This window comes from Methylophilus sp. UBA6697, assembly GCF_002454655.1.
GTDB lineage: Bacteria > Pseudomonadota > Gammaproteobacteria > Burkholderiales > Methylophilaceae > Methylophilus.
The window spans coordinates 17,274-33,858 of sequence record NZ_DKJH01000024.1 but is presented as its reverse complement, the minus strand read 5'-3'; the positions used below and the strand labels follow the sequence as shown (position 1 = coordinate 33,858).

The window sequence follows — 16,585 nt, the reverse complement described above, 5'->3', positions numbered from 1 at the left end:
CGATGAGTTTCAGGATACCAACCGCCTGCAATATTTATGGCTGAAATTACTGGGCGGCGCACACAACAGCATTTTTGCTGTGGGCGATGACGACCAGAGTATTTATGCGTTCCGCGGTGCCCGTGTTGGCAATATGAGCGATTTCCAGCGTGACTTTAATGTGCAGAATATCGTCAAGCTGGAAGAAAACTACCGCTCGCACAGCAACATTCTCGATGCGGCGAATGCCATCATCACCAATAACCGTAACCGCCTTGGTAAGAACTTGTGGACCTCTGCGGGCAAGGGCGAGCCGATTCGCATTTATGAGGCTTATAACGATACCGACGAAGCGCAGTTTATTGTCGACGAAGTAAACATGCTGCAAAAAGAAGGCGTACCGCTGGGCGACATGGCCCTGCTCTACCGCAGCAATGCGCAGTCACGCATTCTTGAGCACACCTTGTTTTCAGCCAATATCCCTTATCGTGTTTATGGCGGCCTGCGCTTTTTCGAACGCGCCGAAATCAAGCACGCACTGGCTTATTTGCGCCTGATTGCCAATGCCAACGACGATACCGCCTTATTGCGCATCGTCAATTTTCCGCCACGCGGCATAGGTGCGCGCGGACTGGAGCAACTGCAGGAAGCGGCCCGCCAGAACGAATGCAGTTTATGGCAAGCAGCGACCAATAAAGTCGGCGAAGGCAAATTGGGCAGCAAGGGGCTGGATGGCTTTGTCGCGTTGATCAGGCAGATGGTTGACCATGGCTATGGCATCACATTAGGTGAGATGGCTGAAATGGTGATCAACCTGAGTGGCCTGATGGCGCACTACCAGAATGACAAGGAAGGCGAAGACCGCATCGAAAACTTGCAGGAACTGGTCACTGCCGCCGTGGCATTTAGCAATCAGGCCCTGGGCAATCACCATAATATGGATGAAGATGCCGACCAGCTGACGCAGTTTTTAAACCATGCCAGCCTGGAAGCCGGCGATCATCAGGCTGATGTCGGCCACGAGGCTTTGCAACTGATGACGGTGCACGCGGCAAAAGGCCTGGAGTTTCATAGTGTGTTTATCGGCGGTGTAGAGGAAGGCTTGTTCCCGCATGAGCAGGCTGCTTACGAAAATAGCGGCCTGGAAGAAGAGCGCCGCCTGATGTATGTGGCCGTCACCCGCGCGCGCCAACGCCTTTATCTCACGTATGCCCAAAGCCGTATGCTGCATGGGCAAGTGCGTTACGGTATTGCCTCACGCTTTATCGATGAAATCCCTGTCGACCTGACCAAGCGCTTGAATAGCAAACCAGTCGCCAAACCTTATGCCGCAGGTGGGCAATACAATGCGCAGCCAGTGCAAGCAAGCAGCGCACAATCCAACTACCCGTTTAAGATTGGCCAGAACGTGCGTCATGGCAAATTTGGTGAAGGTGTGGTGGTGAGCTATGAAGGCAACGCCAATGACCTGGCAATTAAGGTGAATTTTGGCAGTGCTGGTCTGAAAACGCTGATGCTGGAATACGCCAAGCTGGAAAAGATTTAAGCAGCAACTTATCTCAAGCCACCATGCCGCTCTTCATTGGCATGGTGGCTAATATTAGCCACATCATCATTGTCATAAATATTTCATCAATATTCACGTCAAGAAACTACTGCCGGCAGTCGATACTGCTTGCATGATATACGCCCCTCCCCAGCTCGAAGTTGAAACCATCCTGGCGCAGAGAAATCTGTTACCGCTGTTTCAGCCTATCGTTGATATTAAACACGCCCGTGTATTTGCGCATGAAGCACTGATCCGGGGCCCGGTGGAATCCAGGTTGCATTCGCCGATTGCGCTGTTTAATGCCGCCAGTTTATGTGGCCTGAATATCGAGATGGAATACGCGGCGCGTGAGGTCATCTTTAATGAGTACAGCCGCACCGATAGGTCTCATCCCTTGTTTGTGAATTTCAGCCCAGACTGCCTGCTATTAAACGAAGGGCATTTGTCTTTTGGCCTGACACAGCTTGAGAAATGCGGTCTCAAACCTGGTGATATCGTGATTGAAATCACCGAGAGCTCTACCATCCGCGATTATGCCGAGCTGCGGGATGCGATCCTGCGCTTTAAAGCATTGGGGTTTAAAATCGCGCTGGACGACCTCGGTGAAGGCACGTCCAGTTTGCGGTTGTGGTCTGAGCTGTCACCGGAATACGTCAAGATCGACAAGCATTTTATTGCCAACATACACAATGACCCGATGAAACTGGAGTTTGTGCGCGGCATCCAGAAAATAGCGGTTGAATCGAATACGCTGACCATTGCCGAAGGCATTGAAACCAAAGAAGAACTGGCGGTGATCAAAGACTTGAAAATAGACTTTGCCCAAGGCTATCTGTTTGGACGGCCGTTCCCCAAGTTTCAATATGCCCTCACTGAAGAGGTGCATAACCTACTGAATAAAAACATTGTTCGCCTGTTTGCTGACCAGCAAAGCCATGCGTCAAAACAGGCCACCGTGGTCGGCTTAACCAGTTACCAAACTGCCGCCATGCCAGCAATGACCAATGAAGAGGTATACAACTGGTTTAACAGTGACACCACGCTCAACTCGATTCCGGTGATTAATCAGCAGGGGATACCGTTGGGGCTGATCAGCCGCTACGACACCATAGACCGCTTTGCACGCCGCTACCAAAAAGAACTACATGGCAAAAAGTCTTGTACGACCTTTATGGATACCCAGTGCCTGATGGTACAAAAAAACATGACCATTCTGGCATTGAGCGAACTGATTCTGGCGGCAGATCCCAAATATCTGCTCAATGGATTCATGATTGTCGATGGCGAGCGCTATGTTGGTATGGGTAGCGGGCACGCCTTGCTACGCGAAGTCACCAATATGCAAATTCACGCCGCGCGCTACGCCAACCCCCTCACTTTGCTACCGGGCAATGTGCCCATCAATGCCCATATTGATAAATTGCTGGAGCGGCGTATCCCGTTTGTGGCCTGCTATTGTGATTTAGACCACTTCAAACCATTTAACGATGCTTATGGCTATCGCCGTGGCGATGAGGTCATTCAGTTTGTCGGCCGCTTATTGAGTAGCATGGTCAACAATGAACATGACTTTGTCGGCCACATTGGCGGCGATGACTTTGTGCTGATTTTTCAAAGCGAAGAGTGGGAAGCCGTTTGTCATGACATCCTGGAGACCATTGCCAAAGTGATGCCGGACTTTTATGACTTGAAAGACGTACAACTTGGCGGCATTCGCATAGAAGACCGTTTGGGTAACGAGCATTTTTACCCGTTTGGCAGTTTGTCCATCGGTGCTGTGCGGGCTTGCTCGGATTCATTTGCCAGCCATCACGAAGTGGCTGGCGCCATGAGCAATGCTAAAAAACAGGCCAAAAAGACCATAGGCAACAGCCTGTTTACTGAGCGGCGCAAGCTATCCGCAAGCGCTTAACCTATATGGTCAGGCTTCGACTTGTGGCGCAGCCCTGAACACATCCTTGTAGCTGATATACTGGAAAGCAAACATCAGGGCATTAATCACCAGCAAGGCTGCAAACACCAACAGTGGCATCAATAGTTGCGCCAGCATCGGAATTAACGCACCCAGAATGCCGATCACCAGCCCCAACCCCAGCATCACCACCAACATGCCAACGGTCATCACCAGCCAGGAAACGCTCATTGGCAGCGTGTATTGCAACATCCCGGCAATGCTGGATTTAATCGCTTTGAGCAAGGGGTAGCCATTCAGGGCAATCAGCATCGGTGAGAACCAGGTGGCAATAAACAAAGGTAACAGCAGTAGCAATACCTTGACGATAAAAGACAGTGTGTTTTCCAAAAACAGCGTCATTTGTGATTCTGTCATGCCCGCTTTGGTCGGCGCGTGCGAAATCAGTGAAGCGAGGTCGCTACTGAGTAGATAGGTCGCCAGTACAGCGTACACCAGGCAGCTGGCACCCAACAGCACTAACGGTTTGAAGTGCAACTGCAATTGCTGCCAGACGGCTGGCGGTGACATGCTGCCCTGCAAATCTACCTGTCGATACAACAGCACGATCAAGGCCATACACACTGGCCAGATCACCACCGAGACCAAGCCCAAAAAACCGAGCAAAGGCAATGAGGGCAACACCATGAAAATCACGATATAGGCCAGTGAACACAACATCCAGACATGCGGCTGTGTGCGGAACAAGGCCAGGCTTTCTTTCACCCAGCGTACACCGCGCTGGCTTCCGGTTTCTGTCATACGTCTCCCTTTTTTATCTTTTCCAGGCAACACAGAATAAGTGGCTGCGCGGACACATTGCTGCGTTGCACTTTATCGCTCGCTCACTTACTCCGCGTTTCCTTAAGTCAACACTTTACGATTCAGCAGTACCCGCTCAAAATGCGCCGGGTCTTTGGCATGCGTGAGCTCGCCCGCGACCGGGTAATAAAAATCATACAGGCGCGATAACCAGAAACGCAATGCTGCCCGGCGCAACAAGGCAGGCCAGTGGATTTTTTCGGCCACTGTGAATGGGCGCTCGGACTGGTAAGCATTCATAAATGCCGCCAGTTTTTCATCCACAAAATTTCCGGCGGCATCGACACACCACTCGTTCGCAGCAATCGCCACATCGTAAGCAAGCACATCGTGGCAGGCATAGTAAAAATCAATAAAGCCACCCAGCACATCGCCATCAAACAACACATTGTCCCGGAACAAGTCACCATGGATCACGCCATGTGGCAAACGTGACAAATCCAGGCCATGTTGGAACTCTAATTCTTCTTGCAGCAGATGTTGCTGTACCGGTGCCAATTTAGGCATCACCTGCTGCGCGGTCATCACGCGCCAGCCCTGCCCACGTTGATTGTGTGACTGCTCATGAAAATCCAGCCCGGCCACATGCATGCGCGCCAATGTTCTCGCCACGGCCTCAATCTGTTTGACATTGGGCTGGCTGACATCGCTGCCTTTCAGGCAACTCACCATCAAGGCCGGTTTACTGTGAATACGGTGCAAGGCGGTATTATTCTGGTCCGTAATGGGCTTGGGGCAAGGGATGCCATGCCGGGACAAATGCGTCATCAAATGGACGAAATAAGGCAGTTCGTCAAAGTCATTCTTTTCAAACACGGTCAGCACAAAACGCGACTGACTGGTTTCAACGAAATAATTGGTATTGGTGATACCGGCAGCGATGCCACGCAAGGTGTGCAGCTCGCCAACATTAAAAGGCGCCAGCCACTGGCGCACTTCATCCAAACTCAGAGTGGTAAAAACAGACATGTTTATTTGCTAACCTGCCAGCAATGGCAGGCGATCAGAATTAGAATCGGAACAGAATCCATTTGGGAACGGACAGTGGACGGGTCGGGCCATCATGCACCCAGTCACCATTACGGTCTTCGCGATGCAAGTAATAAGATTTGCCACTTGGCGGCGTCACTTTCACCATATACACCTCGCCGTTCAAGCTGTACTCCTCGACGTCATTCTCGCCATCTTTGCGTTTATTGACGCTAGGCTGGTCAATCGGTTGCCCTTCAATCACCTTGGGTGGTGGTGGCACTTCTTCAAGCAGCTCGGCATCTTTGGGGGCTGCAGCCCACACCGGCATCGCAATCGCAGCGATGCAGATACCTGCCAGCAATAAACGGGAAAAATCACGCATGGAAGACTCCTTAGTCATTAACGACTATTCTAGCAAAAACCCACGCGCTGGCGGTCACTGCATACATAATAAACTTTGCATCATACTGCCCGGCTAACAACACCAGGGCAAACAATTACAGATAAAGCTGCATCTTGCGCTCGGCCGGGGTCAGCTCAAAGCCTGTGGTTTCATAATGCTTGAAAATCGCATCGACAATCTGTTGCGGCTCATCAATGATCTGAATCAGGTCCATATCCTCGGGCGACGCCATGCCTTCCGCCACCAGCGTATTGCGCAACCAGTCAACCAAACCGGCCCAGAACTGGCTGCCAACCAGGATAATCGGAATCTTGCGGCTCTTACCGGTTTGCACCAGCGTAATCGCTTCCATCACTTCATCCAGCGTACCAAAACCGCCCGGCATCACCACAAACGCGCTGGCATATTTAACAAACATGACCTTGCGCATAAAAAAGTATTTAAAGCTAATGCCGATGTCCTGATACGGATTGCCATGTTGTTCAAACGGTAACCTGATATTGAGGCCAACACTGGCACCACGGCCCGGGAACGCGCCTTTGTTGGCAGCTTCCATCACGCCAGGGCCGCCACCGGAAATCACACTAAAACCGGAGTCTGACAGCAAACGCGCAATTTCTTCAGTGAGCAGGTAGTAAGGATGATCAGGCTTGGTACGCGCACTGCCAAAAATAGACACGGCAGGCATAATGGCTTTGAGGCTTTCTGTCGCGCCGACAAACTCGGCCATAATCTCAAATGCCCGCCAGGATTCATGGCTGACATCATCGCCATCCAACAATTCCGGCTCCACCATGCTTGGTAGTTTTTGACTGCTCATACATCTATCCTTCAAATCACAAACCAAATTAGTGTACATGAAGTCGCTTTGAAATGCGTAAAATACGCCATTGATTTGATTCACGAGAACGCACAATGAAAACCTTGCTTCTGGTAGACGGTTCCAGTTACCTTTATCGCGCCTTTCACGCCATGCCGGATTTGCGCAATTCGGCCAATGAGCCGGTCGGCGCGATTCAGGGCGTGCTCAACATGCTGCGCCGCTTGCATAAAGACTATCCATCAGATTACAGCGCCTGTGTGTTCGATGCCAAAGGCAAAACTTTCCGCGACGACTTGTACCCGGAATACAAAGCCAATCGTGCCAGCATGCCGGATGACCTGCGGGCGCAAATCGAACCGCTGTATGAAACCATACGCGCCATGGGCTGGCCGTTGATTATTGAAGAAGGCGTGGAAGCCGATGACGTCATAGGTGCGCTGGCCAAACAGGCAGAAAAAGAAGGCATCAAAACCATTATTTCCACGGGTGATAAAGACATCACACAACTGGTCAACAACCACATCACGGTGGTCAATACCATGCGCGATGCCTTCCGCAAAACCGATGATGTGCTGGATATCGCCGGGGTTGAGAATAAGTTTGGCATTCCGCCCGACAGGATTATCGACTACCTGATCCTGGTCGGCGACACCGCAGACAACGTGCCCGGCGTGGAAAAAGTCGGCCCGAAAACCGCTGTCAAATGGCTGACCGAATATGGCACACTGGATAACATTATTGCCAATGCCGACAATATCAAAGGCGTGGTCGGCGAGAACCTGCGCAAGGCCCTGCCCTGGCTACCGACAGCGCGCGAGCTAATTACCATCCGCTGCGATATCGGCTTATGTGAGAGTTTTGACGAACTGATTGCGCAAACGCCCGATAAAGAAAAACTGCTGGCGTTGTTTGACCACTTTGAGTTTCGTAGTTGGAAGCGTGAACTGGACAAGCTGCCGGACGGTGCGACTGCGCCCGCGACTGTAAATTCGTCTACATCCACAGTAGAGTCAACGAGTGCAACCCCTGCCGTAACGTATACTCCTGACACGCGTCGCCAGTACCAGACAATTTTAAATGATGCCGACCTGGATAGCTGGCTAGCCAAACTGCAACAAGCTGAGCTAATGTGTTTTGACACCGAAACCACCTCGCTGGATGCCATGCAGGCAAAAATTGTCGGCGTGTCTTTTAGTGTGACTCCGGGCGAAGCCGCTTATGTGCCACTCACGCATGACTATTTTGATGCGCCGGAGCAGCTTTCTTTGCAGGCCACCTTGAACAAGTTGCAGCCAATTCTCGAAAATCCGGCTATTAGAAAAGTCGGTCAGAACCTCAAATATGACATGCATGTGCTGGCCAATCATGGCATCCAGCTGCAAGGTGTGGCGCATGACACCCTGCTGGAGTCTTATGTATTCGAGAGCCACAAAGGCCATGGCATGGATGAGCTCAGTGAGCGTCATCTGGATATTACGCCCATCAGCTACGAAAGCGTGGCGGGCAAAGGTGCCAAACAAGTCGGCTTTAGCCAGGTCACCGTCGAGCAGGCATCAGAATATGCCGCCGAGGACGCAGACATTACGCTGCAATTGCACCAGGCTTTATATCCACAAGTAACCGCCTCTGACAAACTCAATTTCATTTATGAAAAGATTGAATTACCCAGCATGCTGGTGCTGCAACGCATGGAGCGCAACGGCGTACTGATAGACAGCCATATGCTCAATCGACAGAGCAATGAAATCGGCCTGCGTTTGATGGAGGTTGAAAAACAGGCATTCGAACTGGCTGGACAACCGTTTAACCTCGGCAGTCCTAAGCAATTGCAAGAGATTTTGTTCGGCAAACTGGGCATCAAGCCGTTGAAAAAAACGCCATCAGGGGCGCCATCGACTGACGAAGACGTGTTGCAGGAACTGGCGCTGGACTACCCGTTGCCGAAAGTGATTCTGGAACACAGGAGCCTGGCCAAACTGAAGTCGACCTACACCGACAAACTGCCGAAAATGATTAATGCGCAAACCGGACGCGTGCATACCAATTACAACCAGGCCGTTGCCATCACCGGCCGCCTGGCGAGCTCGGACCCCAACCTGCAGAACATCCCGGTGCGCACAGCTGAAGGCCGCCGTATCCGCGAAGCTTTTGTGGCGCCACCTGGCTCGCACATTGTCTCTGCTGACTACTCGCAAATTGAATTACGCATCATGGCGCATCTGTCACAAGATGCTGGCATGCTGAGCGCATTTGCCAACAATGAAGACATTCACCGCGCCACTGCCGCAGAGATTTTTGGCGTGGAGCGCGCGGCAGTCGACAGCGAACAACGTCGCTACGCCAAGGTGATCAACTTCGGCCTGATTTACGGCATGAGCGCCTTTGGCCTGGCACAAAACCTCAATATCGAACGTAGCGCCGCAGCCAATTACATCGAGCGCTATTTCGCCCGCTATCCCGGCGTACGGCAGTATATGAACGACACACGCGAACTGGCCAAACAGCAAGGCTATGTGGAAACCATTTTTGGCCGTCGCTTGTGGGTGCCGGAGATCAACAGCGCTAACGTACAACGGCGCAATGGCGCCGAACGCGCCGCGATCAATGCCCCGATGCAAGGCACCGCCGCCGACTTGATCAAACTGGCCATGATCGCGGTCGACCAATGGCTGACAGCAGAAAAACTGCAAACCAAACTCATCATGCAGGTACACGATGAACTGGTACTGGAAGTGCCGGAGGCCGAACTTGAACTGGTGAAATCCACCTTGCCCAAACTGATGCAGCATGTCGCCACACTGGATGTGCCCTTACTGGCCGAAGTGGGCAGCGGTAGCAACTGGGAAAGTGCGCATTAAATGCACGCCATATGTTAAGGTAATACATCCATCACACACAGGGGACCCGCGATGAAATCGTCGCTTATGATCGGTATTATTTTGATAGCACTTGGCACGGCCGGATTAGTATTCAAAGGCTTTAGTTACGAGAGCAAAGAAACCGTGGCTAAAATCGGCTCGTTAGAAGCCAGTGCGGAAATCACTAAAGATGTCGAGATTCCGCAAGCACTCAGCATCATCGTCCTCGTGGCCGGTGTGGCAATGGTGCTGGTTGGCCTGAAAAAATAACGCTGGCCAATCACCCACGTTTGCCAGTCTTTTCTGACAGACGTTTACTGCGCCCGCTGACAGATCACACCAGAAGTTCTGGTTAGCATACGATTTCATCACAACAACAAGGGAGATTCACATGCTTTGGACGATTGTAGTTGGCATTATTGCAGGTTGGTTGGCCGGTTTGATTATGAAGGGCGATGGTTTTGGCCTGATCTGGGATTTGATTTTGGGCATCGCCGGTGCAGTCGTTGGCGGCTGGCTGTTTGGCTTGCTTGGCCTCAGTGCCAGCGGCGGCATGGTGGGTAGTATTATCGTGGCCACCATCGGTGCAGTGTTCCTCATTTTCATTTCACGCTTGCTCAGGTCCGCCTAGACGCATCACGCAGTACCAGACTAAATGCTGGAAAAGACTACTTTTCCAGCATTACCTTTTTTAGCCAGATACATGGCGGCATCTGCCTTTTCAAGCAAGGCCTCAATCTCTTCTTTTTTCCGTGGCCATGCAAATGCCACACCTATGCTGCAACCCACCGTGATTTCCTGCCCGGACTGAAAGCGGATCGGCTGTTGAATGGATTCGATCAGTTTCTCTGCAATCCTGGTGGCCAGGACGCGCGGATGGTCAGTAAATGTGAGCAGAATCACAAACTCGTCACCCCCAAACCGGCACACCATATCGTCTTCACGTAATACTTTTGGGATACGTTGCGACACCGTAATCAAGACTTCATCCCCTGCCGCATGCCCCAGCGTATCATTGACTGACTTAAAGCCGTCTAAATCCAGAAACAGCAAGATCATGCCACGGCTGACGTTGTGTGCATGGGCGCCACTGGCAATACCGCGCATCAGGCTTAGCAGGCCACGCCGGTTAAACAATCCGGTCAACGGATCTTCTGTCAGCAGTTTTTCCAGCGCATTTTGCTGCGTGTGAAACGCCGTCATATCCATCAGAAAACTGATGCAAAAATTCGACTCATATTCCATGACCCGCGTCAGCGCAATCCTCAGCGGGATTTCATGGCCATCAGCATGAAATCCATGACGTTCCGCCACAACCTTTTCAGAAGTATCTTGCTGCCTGCGTTTTCTGGCATAGGCATTCAATTGTTTCCAGTCGGGAATCATTTTTGAGATATGTTTACCGATAATTAACTGTGCCTGGTAGCCAAACATGCCTTCAAACGCGCGATTGACCATTTTAATAAACCCTTTGGCATCGGTAATCACAATGGCATCAATCGCATTTTGAAAGATGACCCGCATTTGGTGTTCCTTGAACTGTAAATCGCGGGCAAGCTGGCGCTGCCTGGCAAGCATATTTTGCGCAATAGCGGCGCCGATCAAGATCATCGTCCCCAATGTCACCAATGTCGACAAATACCAGCGATCGACCGTCGGCACGGGCCGGGCAAACTCGGCGATCCCCACGAATGCTGCAGCCGCCATCCCGATATAATGCATAATCGTAATGGCCGCGCCCATCACCAGCCCGCTGACGACATGACGCCAGGCACGCAGCCGTTGCAATCGTTCACATTGCTGGCCAAACCATAATGCAAGCACCGCAAGCAACACGGCAGCCACCACAGAAATCAGGACCCACCATGGTTTGAATGTCATGGTCGCGGCGGTACGTATGGCCAACATGCCGCTGTAGTGCATGATGCCAATCCCCAGTCCAATAATCATGCCGCTTAACCATAAATGCTTGACGCCTTTTTCAGCGCGTGAGATCCAGCGCATGGCAGCCCAGGAAGCGACAAAAGCAGGCCAGATAGAGAGCAAAGTGATGAGCGGATCGTATTTAACGGTCACGCAAAGCTCGAATGCCAGCATACCGAGAAAGTGCATGCTCCAGACCGCCGCACCTAATACCGTGGCACCGCTCAATAGCGCAATTTTCTGATCTCTTCTTAACTGGAATTGGGGGGCCAAGTCAGCCAGGTACATGGCTAATATAGAAGCTATTGCAGCAATGAAATAAGACAACACCACCATCCATCCCTCGTAACGGGACAGAATGAGAGAACCTGCTGGACTCACAACTTCAAACAAAAAGTTCGTCAATTGCTGTTATCCAATCACGCATGGTGACTTTATCAGGGTGGAGCGCGCGGATCGATTACCGTACCTGAGCGCTCACGGCTGGCGCTAATTGAATTTAGTGTGTATGCATCACAGTGACATAAATTTAAAAGCGCTCACTGGTATTATGATGACCTTGAAAAACACTTTCAAAACACATTTACGCAAATTAACCATGAATCAGTTCGGCATTTATATCATTGGCGATGAAATCCTGTCTGGCAAACGTCAGGATGCGCATCTTGGCAAAGTGATTTCGCTGCTGTCAGCCCGCGGTTTGCAATTGAGTTGGGCGCATTTTATTGGCGATATCCCCGACCAGATCACCAGTCACCTCAAAGCCAGTATGGCTCGCGGTGATGTCGTATTCAGCTTTGGCGGTATTGGCGCCACGCCGGATGACCATACGCGACAATGTGCGGCCGCGGCCGCAGGCGTGGCGATTGAGCGTCATGCAGGCGCAGTTGCCAATATCGAGGCGCAGTATGGCGCAGGCGCTTACCCTAAGCGGGTGCTGATGGCCGACTTTCCACAAGGCTGCGACCTGATTCCCAACCCAATTAATCGCGTGGCCGGATTCAGCCTGAATCAGCATTACTTTGTGCCGGGCTTTCCTGAAATGGCCCACCCCATGGTGGAATGGGTGCTGGAGACTTATTACAGCCACTTGTTTCATACAGCGGACTATCTGGAACAATCGATTGTAGTGACTGAGGCGGGTGAGAGTGACCTGATTGATTTGATGAACGACATGCTCAGCCGCTATCCGGCGCTGAAACTGTTCAGCTTGCCGCGCACCAACCAGCGTCGTACCACTGAAGTTGGCATGAAAGGCGAAAGCGATTTGGTCAAACAGGCGATGCAGGATTTAAAAACCGGGATATCGGCACTCGGCTACCCTTGGGTAGACGTTTAAACGGCCATGGATTGCCGTCCTCAATGTGGCGCCTGTTGTATTGCGCCCTCAATTACCAGTCCAATTCCCGGCATGCCGAACGGCAAACCGGCGGGCGTCGCCTGTATTCAACTAGACGAATTATTCAGGTGCAAACTGTTTGGTCAACCCGAGCGCCCGGATTTTTGTGGCGGCTTGCAACCCAGCCTGGAAATGTGCGGCGATGCCGAACAGCCGCGTGAATATGCCATACGCTGGCTGAGTGCACTAGAATTGGCGACCCAGCCAGAGACGCCTGGCCATTAGGGTTTACGGTAGGCCCAGCGCATCATGCCCAGCCCGACCAGGATCATGGGCACGCATAACCACTGCCCCATACTCAGGCCCAGAGACAGCAACCCTAGAAAGCTGTCCGGCTCACGGGTGAATTCGACAATAAAACGGAAGCTGCCATAACAGAGCAGGAACAAGGCAGAGATTGCGCCGATGGGGCGTTTTTTACCCGCGAACGTCCATAACACCAGGAACAACACAATGCCTTCCAGCGCAAATTCATACAACTGCGACGGATGGCGGGCCACCTGGTCCACCGCCGGAAACACCATACCCCAATCCGCATTGGTCGGGCGCCCCCATAACTCGGCATTGATAAAATTACCCAGGCGTCCGGCGCCAAGGCCAATCGGCACTAAAGGCGCCACAAAATCCATCAGTTGCAACCAAATCACGCCACGCTTGCGCGCAAACAGCGCCATTGCCACCATTACGCCAATAAAGCCGCCGTGAAACGACATACCGCCCTGCCACAAGGCAAAAATCTCTAGCGGATGTTGCAGAAAATAAGCCGGTTGATAAAACAGCACATAGCCCAAACGACCACCAAACACCACACCCAGCGCAATATAAAACAGCATATCGTCCGGGTCACGCTCCTGCCAGGGGGAGGCCGGATCCAGCTTGCGCAAGCGCTTGACCTGGTATTGCCCCAGCCACAAGCCGCCAAAAAAGCCGACCAGGTACATCAGGCCATACCAATGAATACCGAAACTGCCAATTTGCAATGCGATGGGGTTAAAGCCCGGATGGGTAAACATGCCGTATCACCGTGAAAAAAACTGCATTATACCTGCTCACCACGCCTACGCAGTGACGTCTTGCAGCGCCGCAGGCGATGCCATTCGCCACACCGCTAACAGGCTGATAAGCGCCATCAGCGACATATAGGCGCCCACCCAGGGTAAGCCTCCCTGCTGCACCAGGGATTGCGCAATCGCTGGCGCAAAAGACGCGCCTAAAATACCGCCCAACTGGTAACTCAGACCGGCACCGCTATAGCGCACAGCCACCGGGAACTGCTCGGGCAAAAACGCGCCCATAGGGGCGAACGTCACCCCCATCAAAAACAATGCTGAGAATAAAAACAGCAATATCCATAACCAGTCGCCGCTCCCCAACAATGGCGCCAGTGCAAAGCCCAGCAACAGTGCCAGTACTTGCCCACACATTAGCACCGGGCGCCTGCCAACACGGTCTGCCCACCAGGCCGCAAGCGGTGTCGCCAGTGCCATGCCGATGACGGCCACGCATAACAAACCCAAAAACACTGGCCGCGCGATATGCAGGGTCTGTGTGCCATAGCTCAGGCAAAACACCGTTGCCGTGTAAAACAGGTGATAACACACGCCCATGGCCAGCGCCCCCAATACAATGGCACGCCCATGTTGCAGCAACAAGGCTTTCAACGGCCAGCGGTGTAAATGCTGTGCGGACTGCGCCTGTGCAAATACCGGCGTTTCAGCCAATTTAAACCTGACATATAAGCCCACCATCACCAGCGCCGCACTGATGATAAACGGCACACGCCAACCCCATTGTTCAAACTGGGCTTCGCTCAGGCCAAGACTCAGGGCTAGAAATGTCAGCGTTGCCAGCAGAAAACCGATCGACGGCCCCAGTTGCGGAAACATGCCATACCAACCACGCTTGTTTGCAGGCGCATACTCGGTGGCCAGTAAGGCCGCCCCCGCCCACTCGCCCCCCAGGCCGATACCTTGTGCGAACCTGAGCAAGCAAAGCACGACTGGCGCCCAGACGCCCCAGCTGGCATAGCCTGGTAGCAAACCAATCAAAAAAGTGGCGCTCCCCATTACCAGCAATGAAGCGGCCAGTGTCGACTTACGGCCAATACGGTCGCCAAAGTGACCAAACAATAATGCCCCTACCGGCCGCGCAATAAAAGCCAGGCCAAAAGTGAGCAGCGCATTCAGGGATTGTATGGCCGGATCACTGGCAGGAAAAAATACCTGCCCGATCACCAGCGCAGTGGCCATGGCATAAATATAAAAATCATAAAACTCGATGGCGGTGCCGATAAAGCTGGCAAAGGCGATATGCTTTAATGAAGGTGTCGTCATGCCGGCATCTTAAGGCTGTCGCCAGGTTTTGCCTAGCCAATAAAAAACCGGGGTAACGATCTCTCGTTACCCCGGCTAGCTCACACATACTCAAAGAATGACTGTTTAGGACATTATTTCTTAGCCTCAGCCTCGGCAGTGACACTTTCCGGTTTCCAGCCACCACCCAGTGCCTTGAACAGGTCCACCGACGCGGTCAGCGTATTCTGGCGGCTCTGCACCACAGCCTGCGTAGCCTCATTATGGTTACGCTGTGCATCCAGCACTTCCAGGTAGCTGGTATAGCCTGCCTCATAGCGGTTTTTCGCCACGCGCAGAATATTGCCAGTGGTTTTTTCCTTAGACTCTGCCAAGGCTTCTTGCTCACGGTATTGTTGTGCATTCACCAGTGCGTCGCTGACTTCGGTAAACGCGGTTTGCAAGGTGTTCTGATAAGTTGCCAGCACTTGCTTTTGCTGCGCTGTCGCCTGATCCAGACGTGCATTCAAGCGGCCGCCGTTGAAAATCGGCATGCTGATATCCAAACCAAGTGACCAGACGCGTGCAGGCGATTTCAGCAAGTTATTCAGCGCGATACTTTCACCACCATAAGTGGTGGATAGCGAGATACTTGGGTAAAACGCCGCGCGTGCCACGGCAATGTTGGCATTGGCTGACACCATGTCCTGCTCTGCCTGGCGCACGTCCGGACGTGCTTCCATCAGAGCTGAAGGCAGACCGGTTGGCGCGACTGGTGGGGTTGGCATCGCCATCAGGTCACCCGCCGCGATTTTCAGGCCAAGATCATTGGTCAGCAAACCAATCTGATGCTCACTCAAAGCGCGCAAACGCTTCAATTCCAGCGTCTGCGTTTGCAGCGTGGTGACGACCAGCTCCGCCTGATGTGCGTCCAGAATGGTAGACACGCCACCTTCAACCCGACGTTTGGCCAGATCCAGGCTGTCCTGTGCGGTTTTCAGGTTTTGCGTATTGACCAGCAATTGCGCATCCAAACTGCGTATCATCAGGTAATGATTAGCCACCAGGCTGGACAATGACCAAGTCACCGCCTCTTTGGCATAACGCGTTGCCAGCAGTTGCGCACGCGCAGCTTCATTGGCACGGCGCAGTTTGCCCCACAGGTCCAGCTCATAACTGCCGTTCAAACCGACTTTGTAGGTTTTACGCGGGTTGTTGCCAAACACCGGGAACACACCGGATTCGGTGACACGGTTACGTAAACCAGAACCTGTTGCGGTGACAGTAGGCAACAAGTTACCGCCGATTTCACGCATTTGCGCATCAGCCTCTTCAATGCGTGCTACAGCCAGTTGCACGTTATTGTTTTTGGCCAGCGCAGTGTCTACTAGCTGGTTTAACTGGCTGTCATTAAACAGTGTCCACCATTGCTGCAACGCCAGTTGCTGCTCGGTACTGAGTGCGTCAGCACCCGCAGCGCCATATTGGTCTGGCAACTGCGGTGCCGGACGCGAATACAAATCACCCAGCATCTGGCAACCGGTCATGGACAAGGTCAACAACCCCAGCAGCAATGATCGCTGTAACGGTTTTAATGCAATTTTCATTGTCGGTT

15 protein-coding genes are annotated in these 16,585 nt (G+C 52.4%); 7 read left to right on the top strand and 8 right to left on the bottom strand.

Annotated features, from left to right (window positions below; all coding sequences use genetic code 11):
- Positions 1-1,525: 3'-5' exonuclease (locus B3355_RS07475; RefSeq protein ID WP_292782151.1), on the top strand; the 1,525-nt coding region annotated here is incomplete at its 5' end.
- Between the two features lie 133 nt (positions 1,526-1,658).
- Positions 1,659-3,440 (top strand): GGDEF domain-containing protein, encoded by a 1,782-nt coding sequence (locus B3355_RS07470; RefSeq protein WP_292782149.1) that lies wholly within the window; start codon positions 1,659-1,661, stop codon positions 3,438-3,440.
- A 9-nt stretch (positions 3,441-3,449) separates the two neighbouring features.
- Here B3355_RS07470 and B3355_RS07465 read toward each other — a convergent pair whose 3' ends face one another.
- The 4 genes from B3355_RS07465 to B3355_RS07450 form a co-directional block, all read right to left on the bottom strand.
- Positions 3,450-4,241 (bottom strand): BPSS1780 family membrane protein, encoded by a 792-nt coding sequence (locus B3355_RS07465; RefSeq protein WP_292782147.1) that lies wholly within the window; start codon positions 4,239-4,241, stop codon positions 3,450-3,452.
- Positions 4,242-4,343: 102 nt separating this feature from the next.
- On the bottom strand, positions 4,344-5,270 hold the full coding sequence (locus B3355_RS07460) for a homoserine kinase (RefSeq protein ID WP_019881297.1): 927 nt from the start codon (positions 5,268-5,270) through the stop codon (positions 4,344-4,346).
- Between the two features lie 40 nt (positions 5,271-5,310).
- The gene (locus B3355_RS07455) at positions 5,311-5,655 is read right to left on the bottom strand and encodes a DUF2782 domain-containing protein (RefSeq protein WP_024929398.1); all 345 of its coding nucleotides are present in this window, start codon (positions 5,653-5,655) and stop codon (positions 5,311-5,313) included.
- A gap of 115 nt (positions 5,656-5,770) precedes the next feature.
- Positions 5,771-6,496: a TIGR00730 family Rossman fold protein gene (locus B3355_RS07450; protein WP_019881295.1), complete on the bottom strand. Its 726-nt coding sequence runs from the start codon at positions 6,494-6,496 to the stop codon at positions 5,771-5,773.
- Between the two features lie 95 nt (positions 6,497-6,591).
- On the opposite strand from B3355_RS07450, the gene polA reads away from it, so the two are divergent.
- The 3 genes from polA (at position 6,592) to B3355_RS07435 (ending at position 9,988) form a co-directional block, all read left to right on the top strand.
- The gene (polA, locus tag B3355_RS07445) at positions 6,592-9,357 is read left to right on the top strand and encodes a DNA polymerase I (RefSeq protein ID WP_292782144.1); all 2,766 of its coding nucleotides are present in this window, start codon (positions 6,592-6,594) and stop codon (positions 9,355-9,357) included.
- A gap of 51 nt (positions 9,358-9,408) precedes the next feature.
- Positions 9,409-9,627 carry a hypothetical protein gene (locus B3355_RS07440; protein ID WP_024929395.1) on the top strand — a complete coding sequence of 73 codons (219 nt, stop codon included), beginning with the start codon at positions 9,409-9,411 and terminating at the stop codon, positions 9,625-9,627.
- Between the two features lie 121 nt (positions 9,628-9,748).
- Positions 9,749-9,988: a GlsB/YeaQ/YmgE family stress response membrane protein gene (locus B3355_RS07435; protein WP_019881289.1), complete on the top strand. Its 240-nt coding sequence runs from the start codon at positions 9,749-9,751 to the stop codon at positions 9,986-9,988.
- Positions 9,989-10,008: 20 nt separating this feature from the next.
- Here the strand turns inward: B3355_RS07435 and B3355_RS07430 are convergent, their stop codons facing one another.
- Complete coding sequence (locus tag B3355_RS07430) at positions 10,009-11,685, bottom strand: MHYT domain-containing protein (RefSeq protein ID WP_292782138.1); 1,677 nt, start codon at positions 11,683-11,685, stop codon at positions 10,009-10,011.
- Positions 11,686-11,878: 193 nt separating this feature from the next.
- Here B3355_RS07430 and B3355_RS07425 point away from each other — a divergent pair, with 193 nt between their 5' ends.
- Together B3355_RS07425 and B3355_RS07420 are read left to right on the top strand one after the other, a co-directional pair.
- Positions 11,879-12,619 carry a competence/damage-inducible protein A gene (locus B3355_RS07425; protein ID WP_292782135.1) on the top strand — a complete coding sequence of 247 codons (741 nt, stop codon included), beginning with the start codon at positions 11,879-11,881 and terminating at the stop codon, positions 12,617-12,619.
- Between the two features lie 6 nt (positions 12,620-12,625).
- Positions 12,626-12,904: a YkgJ family cysteine cluster protein gene (locus B3355_RS07420; protein ID WP_292782132.1), complete on the top strand. Its 279-nt coding sequence runs from the start codon at positions 12,626-12,628 to the stop codon at positions 12,902-12,904.
- Here B3355_RS07420 and lgt read toward each other — a convergent pair.
- From lgt to B3355_RS07405, 3 genes are all read right to left on the bottom strand, one after another.
- Positions 12,901-13,692, bottom strand: a complete 792-nt coding sequence (gene lgt, locus B3355_RS07415) for a prolipoprotein diacylglyceryl transferase (protein WP_292782129.1) — start codon at positions 13,690-13,692, stop codon at positions 12,901-12,903. The genes B3355_RS07420 and lgt overlap by 4 nt on opposite strands.
- 45 nt (positions 13,693-13,737) lie before the next feature.
- Positions 13,738-15,012 carry an MFS transporter gene (locus B3355_RS07410; protein ID WP_292782126.1) on the bottom strand — a complete coding sequence of 425 codons (1,275 nt, stop codon included), beginning with the start codon at positions 15,010-15,012 and terminating at the stop codon, positions 13,738-13,740.
- Positions 15,013-15,125: 113 nt separating this feature from the next.
- Positions 15,126-16,577 (bottom strand): efflux transporter outer membrane subunit, encoded by a 1,452-nt coding sequence (locus tag B3355_RS07405; RefSeq protein ID WP_036298557.1) that lies wholly within the window; start codon positions 16,575-16,577, stop codon positions 15,126-15,128.
- Between the last annotated feature and the right edge of the window lie 8 nt (positions 16,578-16,585).